The sequence below is a fragment of the Schlegelella aquatica genome (genome assembly GCF_026013905.1).
GTDB classification, from domain to species: Bacteria; Pseudomonadota; Gammaproteobacteria; order Burkholderiales; family Burkholderiaceae_C; genus Caldimonas; species Caldimonas aquatica.
Window position 1 is genome coordinate 2147985 of record NZ_CP110257.1, and the last position, 15020, is coordinate 2163004.

At 68.0% G+C, this 15020-nt stretch carries 16 protein-coding genes; 8 read left to right on the forward strand and 8 right to left on the reverse strand.

Going from position 1 to position 15020, the window contains the following annotated elements:
* Positions 1-108 precede the first annotated feature (108 nt).
* Genes OMP39_RS09710 through OMP39_RS09720 form a run of 3 tightly spaced genes read left to right on the forward strand, consistent with a single transcriptional unit; the run spans position 109 to position 2993 of the window.
* A complete protein-coding gene (locus OMP39_RS09710; protein WP_264891525.1) occupies positions 109-993 on the forward strand; it encodes a carbohydrate ABC transporter permease in 885 nt (294 codons plus the stop codon).
* A 59-nt stretch (positions 994-1052) separates the two neighbouring features.
* Positions 1053-1901 carry a carbohydrate ABC transporter permease gene (locus tag OMP39_RS09715; protein WP_264891526.1) on the forward strand — a complete coding sequence of 283 codons (849 nt, stop codon included), beginning with the start codon at positions 1053-1055 and terminating at the stop codon, positions 1899-1901.
* A gap of 18 nt (positions 1902-1919) precedes the next feature.
* Positions 1920-2993, forward strand: a complete 1074-nt coding sequence (locus tag OMP39_RS09720) for an ABC transporter ATP-binding protein (RefSeq protein ID WP_264891527.1) — start codon at positions 1920-1922, stop codon at positions 2991-2993.
* A 75-nt stretch (positions 2994-3068) separates the two neighbouring features.
* On the opposite strand, the gene aroC is transcribed toward OMP39_RS09720, so the two are convergent.
* Complete coding sequence (gene aroC / locus OMP39_RS09725) at positions 3069-4169, reverse strand: chorismate synthase (protein ID WP_264891528.1); 1101 nt, start codon at positions 4167-4169, stop codon at positions 3069-3071.
* A gap of 110 nt (positions 4170-4279) precedes the next feature.
* On the reverse strand, positions 4280-4744 hold the full coding sequence (locus OMP39_RS09730; protein WP_264891529.1) for a CBS domain-containing protein: 465 nt from the start codon (positions 4742-4744) through the stop codon (positions 4280-4282).
* 204 nt (positions 4745-4948) lie between these two features.
* Here OMP39_RS09730 and OMP39_RS09735 point away from each other — a divergent pair, with 204 nt between their 5' ends.
* From OMP39_RS09735 to OMP39_RS09745, 3 genes are read left to right on the forward strand one after another with little or no spacing between them, the layout of a single operon-like run.
* The gene (locus OMP39_RS09735; protein WP_264891530.1) at positions 4949-6256 is read left to right on the forward strand and encodes an O-acetylhomoserine aminocarboxypropyltransferase; all 1308 of its coding nucleotides are present in this window, start codon (positions 4949-4951) and stop codon (positions 6254-6256) included.
* Positions 6253-7080: an alpha/beta fold hydrolase gene (locus OMP39_RS09740; protein ID WP_264891531.1), complete on the forward strand. Its 828-nt coding sequence runs from the start codon at positions 6253-6255 to the stop codon at positions 7078-7080. The genes OMP39_RS09735 and OMP39_RS09740 overlap by 4 nt, the downstream gene beginning before the upstream one ends.
* On the forward strand, positions 7077-7433 hold the full coding sequence (locus tag OMP39_RS09745) for an Mpo1-like protein (protein ID WP_264891532.1): 357 nt from the start codon (positions 7077-7079) through the stop codon (positions 7431-7433). Before OMP39_RS09740 ends, OMP39_RS09745 begins: the two co-directional genes overlap by 4 nt.
* A gap of 100 nt (positions 7434-7533) precedes the next feature.
* Here OMP39_RS09745 and OMP39_RS09750 read toward each other — a convergent pair whose 3' ends face one another.
* Positions 7534-8769 carry a YihY family inner membrane protein gene (locus OMP39_RS09750; RefSeq protein ID WP_264891533.1) on the reverse strand — a complete coding sequence of 412 codons (1236 nt, stop codon included), beginning with the start codon at positions 8767-8769 and terminating at the stop codon, positions 7534-7536.
* 19 nt (positions 8770-8788) lie between these two features.
* On the opposite strand from OMP39_RS09750, the gene OMP39_RS09755 reads away from it, so the two are divergent.
* Both OMP39_RS09755 and OMP39_RS09760 read left to right on the forward strand, forming a co-directional pair.
* The gene (locus OMP39_RS09755) at positions 8789-9166 is read left to right on the forward strand and encodes a DUF2069 domain-containing protein (protein WP_264891534.1); all 378 of its coding nucleotides are present in this window, start codon (positions 8789-8791) and stop codon (positions 9164-9166) included.
* Complete coding sequence (locus OMP39_RS09760; RefSeq protein ID WP_264891535.1) at positions 9163-10590, forward strand: FAD-binding oxidoreductase; 1428 nt, start codon at positions 9163-9165, stop codon at positions 10588-10590. The genes OMP39_RS09755 and OMP39_RS09760 overlap by 4 nt, the downstream gene beginning before the upstream one ends.
* Before the next feature lie 55 nt (positions 10591-10645).
* On the opposite strand, the gene OMP39_RS09765 is transcribed toward OMP39_RS09760, so the two are convergent.
* Genes OMP39_RS09765 through OMP39_RS09785 form a run of 5 tightly spaced genes read right to left on the reverse strand, consistent with a single transcriptional unit; the run spans position 10646 to position 15007 of the window.
* Positions 10646-11098 carry a DUF1178 family protein gene (locus OMP39_RS09765; RefSeq protein ID WP_264891536.1) on the reverse strand — a complete coding sequence of 151 codons (453 nt, stop codon included), beginning with the start codon at positions 11096-11098 and terminating at the stop codon, positions 10646-10648.
* An 8-nt stretch (positions 11099-11106) separates the two neighbouring features.
* Positions 11107-11733, reverse strand: a complete 627-nt coding sequence (locus OMP39_RS09770) for an NUDIX domain-containing protein (RefSeq protein ID WP_425340623.1) — start codon at positions 11731-11733, stop codon at positions 11107-11109.
* Positions 11730-12032, reverse strand: coding sequence for a DUF2818 family protein (locus tag OMP39_RS09775; protein WP_264891537.1), 303 nt, complete (start codon positions 12030-12032; stop codon positions 11730-11732). Before OMP39_RS09775 ends, OMP39_RS09770 begins: the two co-directional genes overlap by 4 nt.
* A 4-nt stretch (positions 12033-12036) precedes the next feature.
* Entirely contained in the window at positions 12037-13518 is a 1482-nt protein-coding gene (gene nuoN, locus OMP39_RS09780) for an NADH-quinone oxidoreductase subunit NuoN (RefSeq protein ID WP_264891538.1), read from the reverse strand.
* Between the two features lie 13 nt (positions 13519-13531).
* Entirely contained in the window at positions 13532-15007 is a 1476-nt protein-coding gene (locus OMP39_RS09785) for an NADH-quinone oxidoreductase subunit M (protein WP_264891539.1), read from the reverse strand.
* Positions 15008-15020 lie beyond the last annotated feature (13 nt).

Sequence of the window (15020 nt, forward strand, 5' to 3'; positions counted from 1 at the left end):
GCCGTGGGCCGGTGCGTGCGCCCTGCTTGGCCGCGTTTCTCGCCGTACTTCGCGCCGCGCCAGTCGCGGCCTTCGCGAGCCTGCTCGCGCTGCCTGCAGCCTCCCACCATGTCTGCTCTCCCCATGACCCTGCCCCGTCAGCACTGGCTGCCCAAGCTCGTCCTCGCGCCGTCGTTCGTGCTGTCGTTCCTGTTCATCTACGGCCTCATCGCGTGGAACGGCTATCTGTCGCTGTCGGCCTCGCGGCTGCTGCCGAACTACGAGTTCGTCGGCCTGGAGCAGTACGTGACGCTCTTCGAGAGCGAACGGTGGTGGGTGGCGCTCACCAATCTCGCGATCTTCGGCACCCTTTTCATCGGCGGCGGCATGGTGCTGGGCCTCCTGCTGGCCATCCTGCTCGACCAGAAGATCCGTGCCGAAGGCGTGCTGCGGACCATTTACCTCTATCCGATGGCCCTGTCCTTCATCGTGACCGGCACGGCGTGGAAGTGGATCCTGAACCCGGGACTGGGCCTGGAGAAGGTCGTGCAGGACTGGGGTTTCGACGGCTTCACCTTCGACTGGCTGGTCAACCCGGACCGCGCGATCTACACGGTGGTCATCGCTGGCATCTGGCAGTCCGCCGGGTTCGTGATGGCGCTCTTCCTGGCCGGCCTGCGCGGCATCGACGACTCCATCATCAAGGCCGCGCAGGTCGATGGCGCTTCGCTGCCCCGCATCTACTGGCGCATCATCATCCCGAGCCTGCGGCCGGTGTTCTTCAGCACCCTGATGGTGCTCGCCCACCTGGCGATCAAGAGCTTCGACCTGGTGGTGGCGCTCACCAACGGCGGCCCCGGTTTCGCCACCGACGTGCCGGCCACCTTCATGTACGCGATGGCCTTCACGCGCGGGCAGATCGGGCTGGGAGCCGCTTCGGCCACGATCATGCTGGCCACGGTGGCCGCCATCGTCGTCCCCTACCTTTACTCGGAACTTCGCACGCGACGCTGAGCACGGTACCCGGCTCCTTGCGGATCTCCCGCGCCACCCGACGAAAGACGCCCTCCGCCATGCACCACTTCCATCGCTTCGTCATCTGGTCGTCGCTGCTGCTGTTCGCGGCCGTGTTCCTCGCGCCGATGTACGTGATGATCGTCACATCGCTCAAGGACATGGAACAGATCCGCGCCGGCGGCCTGCTCGATTGGCCCGTGCGGCCCAGCCTCGAGGCCTGGTCCAAGGCGTGGTCCTCCGCCTGCACCGGCACCGAGTGCCACGGGCTGCAACCCTTCTTCCTCAACTCCGTGTGGATGGTGGTCCCCGCCGTCGCGATCTCCACCGTGCTGGGCGCCGTCAACGGCTACGTGCTCAGCAAGTGGCGCTTCCGGGGCAGCGAGCTCATGTTCGCGCTGATGCTGTTCGGCGTCTTCATGCCGATGCAGGTCGTCCTGCTGCCGATGTCGCAGGTGCTCGGCTGGCTGGGACTGTCCAGCTCCGTGGGCGGCCTGGTGCTCGTACACGTGCTCGCGGGGATTCCGTCGACGACCCTTTTCTTCCGCAACTACTACGTGGGCCTGCCCGACGAGCTGATCAAGGCCGCGATGCTGGACGGCGCGGGCTTCTGGAGAATCCTCTGGCGCATCGTGCTGCCGCTGTCCACGCCGATCCTCGTCGTCACGCTCATCTGGCAGTTCACGGCGATCTGGAACGACTTCCTCTACGGCGTCGTGTTCTCCGGGGCCGACTCCAAGCCGGTCACAGTGGGGCTCAACAACCTCGCCAACACCTCCAGCGTGGTCAAGGAATACAACGTGGACATGGCCGCGGCGCTGATCGCCGCACTGCCGACGCTCCTCGTGTACATCCTGGCCGGCAAGTACTTCGTGCGCGGGCTGACGGCCGGCGCGGTCAAGGGCTGAACGAACGACTCTCACACCATGGGCGCACTCTCCATCCGCCAGGTCCGCAAGACCTACCACCACATCGAGATCCTCAAAGGCATCGACCTGGAGGTCGAGGCCGGCGAGTTCCTCATCCTCGTCGGCCCCTCGGGCTGCGGCAAATCCACGCTCTTGTCGATGATTGCGGGGCTGGACGTCCCGACCTCGGGACAGATCCTCATCGGCGGGCGCGACGTCACCCATGCCTTGCCGAAGGACCGCGACATCGCGATGGTCTTCCAGAGCTATGCGCTCTACCCCAACATGAACGTCGCGCAGAACATCAGCTTCGGGCTGGAGATGCGCGGCGTGCCCAAGGCCCGACGCGACGAGGCCGTCAAGCGCGTGGCCAAGATGCTCCAGATCGAGCATCTGCTCGACCGCAAACCGGGGCAGCTGTCGGGCGGCCAGCGCCAGCGCGTCGCGATGGGGCGGGCGCTCGCGCGCGAGCCCAAACTCTTTCTCTTCGACGAGCCGCTTTCCAACCTGGATGCGAAGCTGCGGGTGGAGATGCGCGCCGAGATCAAGCTGCTGCACCAGCGCACCCGCACGACCACCGTCTACGTCACCCACGACCAGGTCGAGGCGATGACCTTGGGCGACCGCATCGCCGTCATGAAAGACGGCCAGGTCCAGCAGTTCGGCACCCCGGACGACATCTACTGCCGCCCCGTCAACCGCTTCGTCGCCGAGTTCATCGGCTCGCCCGCGATGAACATGGTCGAAGTGCGCAGGCAGGCCGACGGCGCGTTGTCGGCGCACGGCACCCCGCTACCCGTGGCCGAGAGGGACCGCGCCGCCGTGGCCGGCGCGCCGGGCGACGAGGTCATCTACGGGCTGCGGCCCGAGGCGATCGAACTGGCCAGCGACGGCGTGGCGGGCCGCATCACGATGATCGAGCCGACGGGGCCGGAGACCTACGTGCTGGTGGACACGCCGCTGGGCGTCTTGACGGCCCGCGTGCCGGGCAAGGTCTCGCACCGGGCGGGCGATCCTGTGCGGCTGCAGTGGGCGCCGCATGCGGCCCACCTCTTCGACAAGGCCACTGAGCGCCGGCTGGCGGCGGCCTGATCTCACTCGGGGCCGTCCCGGCCCAGCCAACCCCGCATCGCCTCTCGCGATGCGGCCTGCGTGGGATGTAGAGTGTCAGCGGCGAGCGGCGGGGATGCGTGGCGTCGAGACGCGCACGTCGCCGCACTGCGCGCGATGACGCAGCGCATGGTCCATCACCACCAGCGCCAGCATGGCCTCGGCAATGGGCGTGGCCCGGATGCCGACGCACGGATCGTGACGGCCGTGCGTCTCGACCATCGTCGGCCGGCCTTCGATGTCGATCGAGTGCCGCGGCGTGCGGATCGAGCTGGTGGGCTTGATGGCGATGGAGACGGTCAGGTCCTGCCCCGTGCTGATGCCGCCCAGCACGCCGCCCGCGTTGTTGGAGACGAAGCCCTCGGGCGTGAGTTCATCGCCGTGCTGCGTGCCCTTCTGCGCCACCGAGGCGAAGCCGGCGCCGATCTCCACGCCCTTGACCGCGTTGATGCCCATCATCGCGTAGGCGACCTCGGCGTCGAGCTTGTCGAAGAGCGGCTCACCGAGGCCCACGGGCATGCCGCGCGCCTCCACATAGATGCGCGCGCCGACGGAATCGCCGGACTTGCGCAGCCCATCCATGTAGGCCTCCAGTTGCGGCACGATGCTGGCGTTGGGCGCGAAGAACGGGTTGTTCGGCACGTGCTCCCAGGACTCGAACGGAATCTCGATCTCGCCCAGTTGCGTCATGCAGCCGCGGAACTCGGTGCCGTGGTGCTCGCGCAGCCACTTCTTGGCCACCGCGCCGGCCGCCACCATCGGCGCCGTCAGGCGCGCGGAGGAGCGCCCGCCGCCGCGCGGATCGCGAATGCCGTACTTGTGCCAGTAGGTGTAGTCGGCGTGACCGGGACGGAAGGTCTGCAGGATGTTCCCGTAGTCCTTGCTGCGCTGATCGGTGTTGCGGATCAGCAGACAGATCGGCGCGCCCGTGGTGCGCCCCTCGTACACGCCGGAGAGGATCTCGACCGCATCGGGCTCGTTGCGCTGGGTCACGTGGCGCGAGGTGCCGGGGCGCCGCCGGTCCAGATCGGGCTGGATGTCGGCCTCCGACAGCGCGAGCCCCGGCGGGCAGCCGTCGATCACGCAGCCGATGGCCGGGCCGTGGGACTCACCGAAATTGGTGACGCGAAAGAGTAGACCGAAGGTGCTGCCGGACATGTCGCGCGGGCGCCGGCACGCACATGCCGGTCACCGAAGAAGGGGGCCGAAAGAAGCCTTCGATTCTACGCGGCCCCTCGCGCTGCCCGAGATGACAGCGCCGCGTGCCCTCACAGCGTTTGCACCGGCTCGCCGCCGTCGGCGCCGGGCCAGTCGCGGATGTAGGCCTTGAGCATGCGGTTCTCGAAGTCCTGGCTGTCCACCACCGCCTTGGCGACGTCGTAGAAGGAGATGACCCCCATCAAGGTGCGCTGGTTCATCACCGGCATGTAGCGCGCATGGCGACCGAGCATCATGCGGCGCACCTCATCGATCTCGGTCTCCAGGGTGCAGGTCAGCGGGGCATTGTCCATCACGCTGCGCACGAGCGTCTCGCCGACCGTGCCCCCGTTGTTGACGATGGCCTGGATCACTTCCCGGAAGGTCAGCATGCCCACGAGGTCGCCGTGCTCCATCACCACGAGCGAGCCGATGTCGTGCTCGGCCATCGTCTTGATCGCCTCGCCGAGCGGCTGGTCGGGCGAGACGGTGAACAAGGTGCCCCCCTTGACGCGCAGGATGTCGCTGACTTTCATGGCTGTCTCCTTGATGTCGGGGCCACGCCACTGCAAACGCGCGGAACCGATGTCCCAATATAGCCCACAATGCCGAGGTTGAAACGCCCCGGCCGTCTCGCCGCGGGGTCAGCGCCCTCGAGGCCGGCGCCCGGCTGCACACGCTCGCGGCCCCTGCGCCGAGCACCGGGGCGACCCCAAGAATCGGCCTCGAGGAGACTCTTCATGCCCGGCTATTCCGACCCCGGCTTCGATACGCTGGCCTTGCACGCCGGCGCCGGCCCCGACCCTGCCTTCGGCGCCCGCGCCGTCCCCCTGTACCTGAGCACGTCGTTCGTGTTCGAGGATGCCGACCATGCCGCGGCGCTGTTCAACATGGAGCGCGCAGGCCACGTCTATTCGCGCATTTCGAACCCGACCACCGCCGTGCTCGAGGAGCGCGTCGCCGCGCTGGAAGGCGGTTGCGGGGCGATCGCGACGGCCAGCGGCCAGGCGGCTCTGCACCTGGCCATCGTCACGCTGACGGGCGCGGGCGGGCATATCGTTGCGAGCACCGCGCTCTACGGGGGCTCCCACAACCTGCTGCACTACACGCTGCGCCGCTTCGGCATCGAGACCACCTTCGTGGCGCCCGGCGACCTGGATGCCTGGCGGGCCGCCATCCGGCCGCAGACGCGCCTGCTGTTCGGCGAGGCGCTGGGCAACCCCGGACTGGACGTGCTCGACATCCCATCCGTGAGCCAGATCGCCCATGAGCACGGCTTGCCGCTCCTGGTGGACGCCACGTTCACCACACCCTATCTGCTACGCCCCTTCGATCACGGCGCCGACCTCGTCTACCACTCGGCCACCAAGTTCCTGTCCGGCCACGGGACGGTGGTGGGCGGCGTGCTGGTGGACAGCGGCCGCTTCGACTGGGAGGCGTCGGGCCGCTTTCCGGAACTCACCGCGCCGTACGCCGGCTTCCACGGCATGGTCTTCAGCGAAGAAAGCACCGTCGGCGCCTTCTTGCTGCGGGCGCGGCGAGAGGGACTGCGCGACTTCGGCGCCTGCATGAGCCCGCACACCGCATGGCTGATCCTGCAGGGCATCGAGACGCTGTCCCTGCGCATGGAGCGCCACGTCGCGAACACCCGGCGCGTGGTGGAGTTCCTCAGCAAGCATCCCATGGTCGAGAGCATCGCCTACCCCGAGTTGCCCGAGCATCCCAGCCACGCGCTGGCGCAGCGGCTCCTGCCGCGCGGCTGCGGCTCGGTGTTCAGCTTCGATCTCAAGGGCAGCCGCGCCCAAGGGCGCGCCTTCATCGAGGCGCTCAAGGTGTTCTCTCACCTGGCCAACGTCGGCGACTGCCGATCCCTCGTGATCCACCCCGCCTCCACCACCCACTTCCGCATGGACGACGCAGCGCTCGCCCAGGCCGGCATCCGCCCGGGCACGATCCGCCTGTCCATCGGGCTGGAAGAGGCCGACGACCTGATCGACGATCTCGGCCGGGCTCTCAAGGCGGCCCAGAAAGCGGGAGAAGCCCGATGAACATCGAACTCCACGGCAAGACGGCCTTTGCCTACACCGGCGGCAAGCTCTTCGACCCGGCTCGGCCGTGCGTTGTGCTGATCCACGGCGCCTTGAACGATCACAGCGTCTGGGGTCTGCAGAGCCGCTACCTGGCGCACCATGGCTGGTCGGTCCTGGCGGTCGATCTGCCCGGGCACGGCCGCAGCGCCGGGCCCGCCTTGCCCGATGTGCAGGCCTGTGCCCGCTGGGTGGTCGACTGGTTGGACGCCCTGGGCGCCCCGCGCGCCGCCCTGGTCGGCCACAGCATGGGGTCCCTGATCGCGCTGGAAGCCGCCGCGGCGCTCGGAGAGCGGGCCACGCACCTCGGGCTGGTGGGCACCGCCTACCCCATGAAGGTCTCGCCCGCCCTGCTGGAGACCGCCGCGCGCGACCCCTGGCGCGCGATCGACATGGTCAACGCGTTCTCGCATTCCACGCTGGCCCCCAAACCGGCCGCGCCGGGGCCGGGCAGCTGGGTGCCGGGCGCCAGCCGGGCGCTGATGCGGCGTCTGCAAACGCTCTACGCCCAGCGCGAGGGCGGCGCCAACCTGTTCCTGCACGACTTCCAGGTCTGCGACCGCTACGAAGGGGCGTGGGAGGCGGCCGCCCGCGTGAAGTGCCCGGTGCAACTGATCCTCGGACGGAAGGACCAGATGACGTCGCCCAAGGCCGCCGCCGAACTGAGGGAGCGGCTGCACGCCACGGTGGCCTGGATCGAGGCCGGGCATTCCCTGATGGCCGAAGCCCCGGACGACGTGTTGAATGCCCTCAAGGCCCTTCTTTCGTCCAGGACGCCATCATGAGCACCGCCACCCCCTCCGGTGCGCACGGGCCGGCCGGCCATCGCGTCGACCCCCGCTCGTTCCGCAGCTTCGCCGAGTTCTACCCCTTCTACTTGGCCGAGCACAGCAACCGCACCTGCCGGCGGTTGCATTTCCTCGGCTCCACGCTGGCCCTCGTGTGCCTGGCGATGCTCCTGGCCACGGGCCGTCCGTATTGGTTCCTGCTGGGCCTCGTGGCCGGCTACGGCTTCGCCTGGATCGGGCATTTCGGCTTCGAGAAGAACAAGCCCGCCTCCTTCAAGCGCCCGCTCTACAGCTTCATGGGCGACTGGGTGATGTACAAGGACATCTGGACGGGCAAGATCCCGTTCTGAGGCTCGGCGCTCGGCCGCCCGGAGCCGGGCCGACACCCGCGTGGGGGGTGGGGCGTAGGCCCCGGGGGCAAAGATATGAGGCCCCGGGGTCCTGGGCCCCTCAAGCCCGCAGCACGTCGGCCAAGGTCATGCGGGCGAAGCCTGCCCGCTCCCAGAAGCCGCGCAGGCCCGGCACGGGGTCGAGCAGCAGTTGCGCGAGGAGGGGCTGTGCGAGTGTGAGGTCGAGGTCCGCCAGCAGCACGTAGCGAGCCGCCCCCTCCTCCTCGAGGCGCCCGACCCAATCGAGCGCGACGAGCGTCTCCAGCACCGGCTCGATCTGGAGAGGATCGGTGCGCAGCCTCTCGGCCAGCGCGGCAGCCGGCCACCCATGAATGGGCTGGTGGCGTGCCAAGTCCAGTTCGCGCAGGATCAGCACCGCCAGATGGAACTGGTGCCCGGGCGTCGCGGCCCGGCGCACGACGCGCATCTGCAGGCTGGGGGCGTAAGCGGCAATCACCGCGCCCAGCAGCACGATGACCCACCCCGCGTAGATCCACACGAGCAGGATGGGCACCGTGGCGAACGTGCCGTACAGGGCCGAGTAGGTCGGCACCTTGCGCACGTACCACGCCAGCACGGCCTTGGCCACCTCGAAGCCGACCGACACGAAGAACCCGCCCGCCAGAGCGTGCCGCCACTGCACGTGTGTGTTGGGCACATACCGGAAAAGCGCCGCCACGGCTGCGGCAAAGAGACAGAACTCGACGACGTTGAGCAGGAAGCTCACCCCACCCGGCAACGCGTCCACCCAGCCACGCGAAGCGGTGAGCGCGTACGAGGTGAGCGTGAGGCTGATGCCCACGAGCAGTGGCCCAAGCGTGGCCGCCGCCCAGTAGATCAGGACCCGTTGCGTGAGCGGCCGTGGCTGGCGCACCCGCCAGATGGCGTTGAGCGTGCGGTCGATCGTGAGCATCAACGCCAGCGCGGTCAGCACCAGGATGATGAAGCCGACGGTGCCAAGCCGGTTGGAATTGGCCGCAAACTGGGTCAACGCGCGCAGCACCGGCTTGGCGATCGCATCGGGCACCAGGCTCTGGACGAAGTACTTCTCGAGCGAAGCCTGGAAGCGCGCGAACGTCGGAAACGCCGTGAAGACGGCCAGCGTGACCGTGAACAGCGGTACCAGCGCGATCGTCGTGGTGAAGGTCAGGCTGCTGGCCGTCACGCCCAGGCGGTCCTCGCGGAATCGCTCGCGCAGCGTCTTGAGCGTCTGCAGCCAGGGCCACTGCTGCAGGGCCTGGAGCCCGGCGGCCACCCGCGCACGCCACGAGAGCGGCAGTCCCTTGGGGAAATTCATGGCCGGTATCATGCCAAAGATGGATCGTGCGACTTCCATCGATGCGAGCCGCGCGCTGGCAGTGGGCAGCGTGCTCGCCCTCGTCGCGCTCGGCCTGGCCTGGGAGCTGTGGTGGGCGCCTCTGCGCCCGGGCGGCTCGATGCTGGCCCTCAAGGTGCTGCCCCTGACGCTGCCTTTGACCGGCCTGCTCAAGCGCCGGCTCTACACCTACCGTTGGACGAGCCTGCTCGTGTGGCTCTACTTCGCCGAGGGCGTGGTGCGTGCCACGACCGAACCTTCCCCCGTGCGGTGGCTGGCCCTGGTCGAAGCGCTGCTGTCGCTCCTGCTTTTTGCGGCCTGCGCGTGGCATGTGCGTACCAGGCTGCGTTCCCCTGCCCCGTCTGCCGTCGCCCCATGAACATCCCTCCTTCCGCCCCTGCCCTGCTCGAGGCGCTGCGCGCCGCGGTGGGCCCTGCCCACGTGCTGACCGAAGGCGACCTCACCGCCTACGAACTCGATTGGCGCCGCCGCTACCGCGGCAAGGCCCTCGCCGTGGTGCGGCCCGGCTCCACCGACGAAGTCGCCGCCGTGGTGCGGGCATGCGCAGCTCACCGCACCTCCATCGTGCCGCAGGGAGGCAACACCGGCCTGGTCGGCGGCTCCGTGCCGGATGCGAGCGGCCGTCAGGTCGTACTGAGCCTGCAGCGGCTCCACCGTGTGCGCTCGATCGACCCCGCCAACCTCACGATGACCGTGGAGGCCGGCTGCGTGCTGCAAGCCGCACAGGAAGCCGCCGCCCAGCAGGGTCTGCTGCTGCCGCTGAGCCTGGCCGCCGAGGGCAGTTGCACCATCGGCGGTAACCTCGCGACCAACGCCGGCGGCACGCAGGTGCTGCGCTACGGCAATGCGCGCGAGCTGTGCCTCGGGCTGGAGGTCGTCACCGCGTCGGGCGACATCTGGTCGGGGCTGGCCGGCCTGCGCAAGGACAACACCGGCTACGACCTGCGGCATCTCTTCATCGGCAGCGAAGGCACCCTGGGCATCATCACGGCCGCCACCCTGAAGCTCTACCCGCAGCCCGCGGCGCGGCTCACCGCGTTGGCCGCGCTGCCCAGCCTCGCGGCCGCCGTCGACCTGCTGCAACTCACCCAAGCCCGCTTGGGTGCGGGGCTCACCGGTTTCGAGGTGATGAACGCCTTCTCGCTGGAACTGGTCGCCAAGCACTTCCCGCAGATTCCCCGTCCGCTGCCGCCCGCGGCATGGACGGTGCTGCTGGAGCAGTCGGACACCGAGTCGACCGAGCATGCGCGCTCGCTTTTCGAGGCGACGCTCGAGGCGGCGCTCGAACAGGGTCTCATCGAGGACGCTGCGATCGCCGAGAGCATCGAGCAGTCCCGCCAGCTGTGGCATCTGCGCGAGTCGATCCCCCTCGCCCAGGCCGAGGAGGGACTCAACATCAAGCACGACATCTCCGTGCCCGTCTCACGCATCCCGGCATTCGTCGCCGAGACGGACGCCGAGATCGCTCGCCGGTTCCCGGGAGCCCGCCTGGTGGACTTCGGCCACCTCGGCGACGGCAATCTCCACTACAACGTCCAGGCGCCCGAGGGAGCCGATCCGGCCGCATTCCTGCGCGAGCACGAGCACGAGATCAACGCCGTCGTGTACGACGCCGTCGTGCGCCACGGCGGTTCGATTTCCGCCGAGCACGGCATCGGCGCACTCAAGCGCGACGAACTGGAAGCGCGCAAGTCGCCCGTGGCGCTCGGGTTGATGCGGGCGATCAAGCAGGCGCTCGATCCCGAAGGCTTGCTCAACCCCGGTCGGGTCCTGAGGGTGTGATCCCAGCCGGGGTCGGCGCGACCGGCCGGATGCGAGCGGAAAACGGACTCGCGGCCTACTGCACGGGCCCCTTGAGGGCGGCCGGCACGGGCAGCGGCAACACCTCGATGCCCTCCTCGAGCAAGGCTTCGGTGTCTTCGCGGCTCGCCTGGCCTCGGATGTTGCGTGCCTCGGCCTCGCCGTAGTGGATGCGACGCGCCTCCTCGGCGAAGCGCTCACCCACGTCCTCGGTGTGCTCCATCACATGCCGAACCGCGCGCAGCCACATCGCCTGCAGCGTCTGAGCCTCCGGCGACAAAGCCCGGGTCTCGGCCGGTGCGGCGGGCGCCTCCTCTTTCGCACCGGAGAGGTTGAGGCGCGGCGCACTGGGCATCTTCTGGATCTCGGTGTCCGCGCACAGGGGGCATTCCAGCAGCCCGCGCTCCTGCTGCAAACGGAAATCCTCGTCCGATCCGAACCACCCCTCGAACGCGTGCCCGTGGCGGCACTGCAGGTTGAGCACCTTCATGGCCGCGATTATCGAGGATGGGCTTCGCCGGCCGCGGGCTGCCACGACAAGTCCCACTCGCCACGACGCCATTGCTGCAACCACAGCAGTCCGATGAGGGTCTTGGCGTCCGTCACGAGCCCGTCTCGCACCCACCCCGCCAGCTCGGCCTCGCTCGCCGTGAACACCTGGACGAACTCGCCCTCGTCCAGCTCGGCCGATCCTGCCTCCAGCCCGCGGGCGAACCAGATCTCGATCCCCTCGTCCGAGTAGGCGATGGCATTGTGCAAGACGCCGGCGCGTGCCCACTCCCGCGCCCGGTAGCCCGTATCTTCGCGCAGCTCGCGCTCGGCGCAACGTCGTGGCGCCTCCCCCGCGTCCAGCTTGCCGGCCGGGAACTCGATCATCACCCGCCCCACCGGGTAGCGGTACTGACGTTCGAGCACCAGGCGCCCGTCGTCCAGGATGGGCACGATCACCACTGCCCCGGGGTGGACGATGTACTCGCGCCCCGCATGGCGGCCGTCGGGCAGCGCGACGGTGTCACGGCGCACCTGCAGGAAATGCCCTTGATACACGGTGCGACTTTCCAGCCGCCTCTCGAGCAGCGCAGGATCCTGCGGGTCATCGAAGGTCGCCGCCACGACGGTTCTCACCCCCGGTGGCGTCGCAGGTAGCGCCACACGAAGCCGGGAAACGCGAGCGTCAGGAACAAGCTCGCGAACACGGCATAGAACTCCCAGCCCTGCGCGTGGCGCTGCCCGAGCCGCGCCTCCAGCGCGAACCCGACCAGCAACGTCAGGCCGAACGCCACCACGAGCTCCAGCACCCGCCAGCCGAGCGACTTGCGCTCGCGCCGCGGACCGATGACGAACAGGCGTTCGTTGACGAACGGCAGGTTGGCAGCGATCGCCGCCACCAGCAGCACCAGCCAGACCGAGGCCGTCTGATCCACTGCGTCAGCCGGCCAGCGCTTTGGAGATGGCCTGGGCGCACAGCGCCATCAAGCCACCGGGCAGCAGGCCCAACACCAGCACCGCCAGACCGTTGAGCGACAGCAGCGCCCGGGCGTCGGTGCCCGCCCGGATCGGAGACATGTCGACCGCCTCGTCGAAGTACATCACCTTCACCACGCGCAGGTAGTAGAACGCCGCCACCAGCGAAAGCAGCACGGCGATGACCGCCAGCCAGACGTAGAGCGCCTCGTTGGTGGACACCAGCGCCTGGAGCACGGCCAGCTTGGCGTAGAAACCCACCGTCGGAGGAATGCCCGCCAGCGAGAACATGAAGATCGCCATCACGGCGGCATACCAGGGGCTGCGGCGGTTCAGCCCCTTGAGGTCGTCGATCTGCTCGGCCTCGTGGCCCTCGCGCGCCAGCAGCGCGATGAGGCCGAAGGTGCCGAGCGTCGTGATCACGTAGGTGATCGCATAGAACATCGCCGAGCTGTAGGCATTGCCGGCCGACAGCGTGTTGCCCTTCACCACGCCGCAGGCCAGGCCCAGCAGCATGAAGCCCATCTGACCGATGGTCGAGTACGCCAGCATGCGTTTGAGGTTGGACTGGGCGATGGCGGCGAGGTTGCCCACCGCGAGCGAGGCGACCGCCAGCACAATGAGCATCTGCTGCCAATCCACCGCCAGCCCCAGCATCCCCTCCACGAGCAGCCGGATCGCCATCGCGAAGCCGCCCAGCTGCGGGGCACCGGCGATGAGCAGTGTGATGGCCGTCGGCGCGCCCTGGTAGACGTCCGGCACCCACATGTGGAACGGAACCGCCGCCAGCTTGAACGCCAGACCCGCCACCACGAAGACGATGCCGAACACCAGCACCTGCTCGTTGATCTGGCCCGTGCCGATCGCGCGGAACACCTCGCCGATGTCCAACGAGCCGGTGGCGCCGTACATCATCGAAAGGCCGTACAGCAGGAAGCCGCTGGCGAGCGAGCCGAGCACGAAGTACTTCATCGCCGCCTCGGTCGCGGTGAGGTCGTCACGCCGCAGCGCCGCCAGCGCATAGAGCGGCAAGGACATCAGTTCGAGGCCGAGGTAGATGACGAGGAAGTTGTTGGCCGAGGTCATCACCATGATGCCCAGCAGCGAGAACAAGCTCAGCGTGAAGAGCTCGCCCTTCCAGATGCCGCGGTCGGCCGCATAGGTGCGCGCATACACGAGCGACAGGAGCGTTGCGACGGTGGCGAACAGCTCCAGCAGGTTGCCCATCGGGTCGCTCACGACCATGCGCTGCATCGCGTACACGGTCAGGCTGTCGGCCACGTAGCCGGCCTGCATCACGCCGACGATGACCAGCGTGGCCAGCGTCAGCAGGTACGTCACGGTGCGGCGCGGATCTGTCACGAACAGATCCACGATCGCGATCACGCAGGTGAGCGCGAGCAGCGTGATCTCCGGATAGATGGCGAGCCAGTTCATGTCGTTCATCGAGTTGGCCTCGTCAGTTCAGCTTGCTCTGCGCCACGTGCTGCAGCAGGTTCACCACCGACTGCTGCATGACGTCGGTAAAGGGTTTCGGATACAGGCCCATCCACAACACCGCAAGGGCGAGGAGCGCCAGCATGACGAACTCGCGCTTGTTGAGATCGAGCAGCTCTCGCACGTTCGAGTTGGCAATGGCACCGAAGTACACGCGCTTGACCATCCACAGCGTGTACGCGGCACCGAAAATCAGCGTCGTGGCGGCCAGCGCGCCCAGCCAGAAGTTCACCTTGACGGTCGCCAGGATCACCATCCATTCGCCGACGAACCCGCTCGTGCCCGGCAGGCCGCAGTTGGCCATCGCAAACAGCACCGCGAACGCCGCGAACTTGGGCATGGTGTTCACCACCCCGCCGTAGGCTGCGATCTCCCGCGAATGGACACGGTCGTACAGCACGCCGATGCACAGGAACATCGCGCCGGAGACGAAACCGTGCGAAATCATCTGCACGATGCCGCCGGCGACACCGAGTTCGTTGAAGAGGAAGAAGCCGAGCGTCACGAAGCCCATGTGGGCGATCGACGAGTAGGCCACCAGCTTCTTCATGTCCTGCTGCACCAGTGCCACCAGGCCGATGTACACGACGGCCACGAGCGACAGAGCCACGATGATCCACGTCATCTCGCGGCTCGCATCCGGTGTGATCGGCAGCGAGAAGCGTAGGAAGCCGTAGGCCCCGAGCTTCAGCATGATCGCGGCCAGCACCACCGAGCCACCGGTGGGTGCCTCCACGTGCGCATCGGGCAGCCAGGTGTGCACCGGCCACATCGGCACTTTGACCGCGAACGCAAGGAAGAAGGCCCAGAAGAGCAATTCCTGCGCCCCCAGCGGCAACGGCAGCTTGTGCCACGTCAGGATGTCGAAGCTGCCGCCCGACTTGTAGTACAGGTAGACGAGCGCCACCAGCATCAGCAGCGAGCCGAGCAGCGTATACAGGAAGAACTTGAAGGCCGCATACACGCGCCGCGGACCGCCCCAGATGCCGATGATGATGTACATCGGGATCAGGGTCGCCTCGAAGAACACGTAGAACAGCAACCCGTCGAGCGCCGCGAACACGCCGATCATCAGACCGGAGAGGATCAGGAACGCACCCATGTACTGGTTGACGCGCTCCGTGATGACCTCCCAGCCGGCGATGACCACGATCACGGTGATGAAGGCGGTCAGCACCACGAACCAGACGGACAAGCCGTCCACGCCCAGGTGGTAGCGCACGTTGAACCGCTCGATCCACGAGAGGTTCTCGACGAACTGCATGGCCGCAGTGCTCGTGTCGAATCCCGCGATGATCGGCAGCGTGAGCAGGAAGCCGACCACAGCCCCGACGAGGGCCAGCCAACGCACCGCGCCGGCGTACTGGTCGCGACCCAGGGCAAGCAGGACCACCCCGAAGACGATCGGGGTCCAGATGGCGAGGCTCAGCAGACTCATTTGGTATGCCCCT

What these genes read in the sequence shown, in the direction of transcription:
- OMP39_RS09765 (WP_264891536.1), bottom strand. Translation starts at nt 11,098, where the DNA reads ATGAAGGTGCTCAACCTGCAGTGCCGCCACGGGCACGCGTTCGAGGGG.
- OMP39_RS09750 (WP_264891533.1), bottom strand. Translation starts at nt 8,769, where the DNA reads ATGAATTTCCCCAAGGGACTGCCGCTCTCGTGGCGTGCGCGGGTGGCC.
- OMP39_RS09785 (WP_264891539.1), bottom strand. Translation starts at nt 15,007, where the DNA reads ATGAGTCTGCTGAGCCTCGCCATCTGGACCCCGATCGTCTTCGGGGTG.
- OMP39_RS09730 (WP_264891529.1), bottom strand. Translation starts at nt 4,744, where the DNA reads ATGAAAGTCAGCGACATCCTGCGCGTCAAGGGGGGCACCTTGTTCACC.
- nuoN (WP_264891538.1), bottom strand. Translation starts at nt 13,518, where the DNA reads ATGAACGACATGAACTGGCTCGCCATCTATCCGGAGATCACGCTGCTC.
- OMP39_RS09760 (WP_264891535.1), top strand. Translation starts at nt 9,163, where the DNA reads ATGAACATCCCTCCTTCCGCCCCTGCCCTGCTCGAGGCGCTGCGCGCC.
- OMP39_RS09755 (WP_264891534.1), top strand. Translation starts at nt 8,789, where the DNA reads ATGGATCGTGCGACTTCCATCGATGCGAGCCGCGCGCTGGCAGTGGGC.
- OMP39_RS09740 (WP_264891531.1), top strand. Translation starts at nt 6,253, where the DNA reads ATGAACATCGAACTCCACGGCAAGACGGCCTTTGCCTACACCGGCGGC.
- OMP39_RS09715 (WP_264891526.1), top strand. Translation starts at nt 1,053, where the DNA reads ATGCACCACTTCCATCGCTTCGTCATCTGGTCGTCGCTGCTGCTGTTC.
- OMP39_RS09745 (WP_264891532.1), top strand. Translation starts at nt 7,077, where the DNA reads ATGAGCACCGCCACCCCCTCCGGTGCGCACGGGCCGGCCGGCCATCGC.
- OMP39_RS09720 (WP_264891527.1), top strand. Translation starts at nt 1,920, where the DNA reads ATGGGCGCACTCTCCATCCGCCAGGTCCGCAAGACCTACCACCACATC.
- OMP39_RS09735 (WP_264891530.1), top strand. Translation starts at nt 4,949, where the DNA reads ATGCCCGGCTATTCCGACCCCGGCTTCGATACGCTGGCCTTGCACGCC.
- OMP39_RS09710 (WP_264891525.1), top strand. Translation starts at nt 109, where the DNA reads ATGTCTGCTCTCCCCATGACCCTGCCCCGTCAGCACTGGCTGCCCAAG.
- aroC (WP_264891528.1), bottom strand. Translation starts at nt 4,169, where the DNA reads ATGTCCGGCAGCACCTTCGGTCTACTCTTTCGCGTCACCAATTTCGGT.